Annotated in this window: 3 protein-coding genes; all 3 read left to right on the top strand. The window is 60.8% G+C overall.

All coding sequences use genetic code 11. From position 1 onward, the window contains the following. A partial coding sequence (locus CKO23_RS24275) for a transposase (protein ID WP_200333883.1) occupies positions 1-379 on the top strand: 379 nt, incomplete at its 5' end. A gap of 770 nt (positions 380-1,149) precedes the next feature. Next, on the top strand, positions 1,150-1,980 hold the full coding sequence (locus CKO23_RS24270; protein WP_200336004.1) for an Rpn family recombination-promoting nuclease/putative transposase: 831 nt from the start codon (positions 1,150-1,152) through the stop codon (positions 1,978-1,980). Positions 1,981-2,325: 345 nt separating this feature from the next. Then, on the top strand, positions 2,326-2,574 hold a 249-nt coding region (locus CKO23_RS24265; RefSeq protein WP_200335997.1), incomplete at its 3' end, for a helix-turn-helix domain-containing protein.

Below are 2,574 nucleotides of genomic sequence, written 5' to 3'. Positions count from 1 at the left end.
CCCGTGGCATCTGGTCATGGACAACCTCAACATCCATTGCTCCGAGGCGGTTGTGCGCCTCATCGCCGAGGCCATCGGTTTCGAGGGCGACCTCGGCGTGAAGGAGCGCTACGGCATCCTCAAATCCATGGCCACGCGCACCGCGTTCCTCAGCGATCCGAGCCATCGCATCGTCTTTCACTTCACCCCCAAGCACGCCTCGTGGCTCAATCAGATCGAGATGTGGTTCTCGATCCTGGCGCGCAAAGTCCTGCGCCGTGGCAACTTCACCTCCATCGACGACCTTCAGAAACGCATCAGCGATTTCATCGACTTCTTCAATCGCACGTTGGCCAAGCCCTTCCGCTGGACCTATGAGGGAAAGCCGCTCGCAGCATGAATGATTAAACAGTCTCGGGATTTCCACTCTGTTGCACTAGCTCCTAAGGATTTAGAGCCCTACATCGGCTCCAGCGGCCGCGTCTCCGAAGTACTCAACCGCAAACGCAGTCTAAGCTTGCGCATGGTCAAGCGCTTGCACGACGGTCTACACATACCTTACGAAAGCCTCCTTTCGGGGACTAATTAGCCTACATTCCGCGCAAGCGCAGAACGAATTCCGGATTTTTCTTGCGACATGAACCTAATCACCGCTTTCCGCCCGCGTTGGACCGGAACAACCGGTCGGGCGGACATAGGGTCCCAGGCGCGTGTCACATCCAGGGGGCAAGTGGGGCCAGGGATGGCGGTGAATCGCGCTTTACCGGTGGACGGCGGCAAACGTGATGCCGCTCGCCTCTGGCACGCGCCAGGGGTAGAGAGGAGATGGGGCCGAGGAGATGGGGCCAGGTCTCCCATCGCACATTCACGTGACCAGAAGAGTGGAGACCACAGACCACATCTTCAGAAATTCCGTTACACGATTGATGATCGCCTGAAGCCCGTCATTGTGCTGCGGATAGCCAATCAGCGAACTCGGCGACCGTCAGGATGGGGATTTGAAACTGGGGATTGACCGCCAGAATGTCGCTGTCTCCGCTGGCGAGTGTATCGGCGTGGCCTAATGTGGACCCCGAAAACCGGGCAATCGTTTAGGAAAGCCGGGGTCAGGCATCCCGTTGCACGCTCCAGCGAATTGTCCCCGCCCCTGATGCTGGCTAGACTCGCCCCATGCACCATCGCATCGACCCCAAGATCGACTGCGTGTTCAAGGCCCTGCCGGGGGCGGAGTCCAACCGCGCGCTGCTGATCCACTTTCTCAACGCCATCCTTGGCCCCGATCTCCCGGCCCCCATTACCTGGGTCGAGATTCTCAATCCGTACAACGACAAGGAATTTCTCGACGACAAGCTCAGCATCGTCGACGTCAAGGCGCGCGATGCGCGCGACTGTCTCCATCAGATCGAAATCCAGCTCCTCGTCAATCGCGACCTCCTGGCGCGCATCCTCTACACCTGGACCGACCTCTACCACTCTCAACTGCACAGCGGCGACGATTACCGCATCCTCAAGCCCACCTACGCCATCTGGCTGCTGGGCGAAGACCTGCTGCGCGACCGCCCCGGCTACGCCCACGACTTCCGCCTGCGCGATACCCACGCCCGCCCACTCCTCGACCACGGCGGCATCTGGCTGCTGGAGTTGAACAAGTTCCACACCGAACAGGTCCACACCGAGCAGGAGCGCTGGCTGAAATTCTTCAAAGACGGCGAGGCCCTCGACAGTCGCGCCCTGCCGTCCTGGATGCAGACCCCCGAGATGACGCAAGCCATGAACACCCTCAAGACCTTCTCCGAGAAAGAGCGCGCTTACCACACCTACCAGGCGCGCCAGAACTATCTGCGCGAGCAGCGTGGCATCCAACGTCATCTGGACGAACTGCAGGCGGAAGCCGAGCAGGAACGCGCGGCCAAAGAGCAAGCGTTGCAAGAGAAGGATGCCGCCCTCGCCGAAATCGAGCGCCTCAAAGCCCAACTGCGTGGTCAGGGTCACACGGAGTAGCCAGCGCGGAGTGGGGGGCCAGGTCTTGAAAGACGACATCGACTCGGCCTAGCACTCGATCGGCACAGTGTGAAAACGAGCGGTGCGCGCCCGTGGTCGTCGCGCTGGCTGGCATCCACAGCCCCGTCGCCTTCAGGCATCCTTTGCGTCATGATCTTCTGACACCCCGAATCCGAGCCGACGCCCACCAAAGTTGGGGTAAGGTCTCCCGTTGCACGCTCCGGCGAATTGTCCCCGCCCCTGATGCTGGCTAGTGGTCTAGAGTGAAAGTCCTAATACTGTTTCTGGGCGATCGATGGCATCCTACTCATCTGTCTTGAGTTTCGCCGACGAGTTGATGACACGATGCCACGCTGCACCCCGATTCCCGTTTCCCTCACCGACAAAGAACGTACCCAGTTGGAGGCGTTGGTGCGTCAGCACACCACGGCGCAGCAACTGGCGATCCGAGCCCGAATCATTCTCGCCGCCGACGCCGGCAAGGGGATGCACGAAACGGCCGCCACGTTGCAGGTCAGTCGCTCGTTGGTCCAACGCTGGCGCCGCCGCTGGCGCGAGCGCGCGGATCACCCGGTGCTCGAGCGTCTGAGCGAT

This window comes from Thiocystis violacea, assembly GCF_016583565.1.
GTDB classification, from domain to species: domain Bacteria; phylum Pseudomonadota; class Gammaproteobacteria; order Chromatiales; family Chromatiaceae; genus Thiorhodococcus; species Thiorhodococcus violaceus_A.
This window is presented reverse-complemented; position numbering and strand designations above follow the sequence as displayed.

Coding starts and splice junctions, on each gene's coding strand:
- CKO23_RS24270 (WP_200336004.1), top strand. CDS start 1,150: ATGCACCATCGCATCGACCCCAAGATCGACTGCGTGTTCAAGGCCCTG.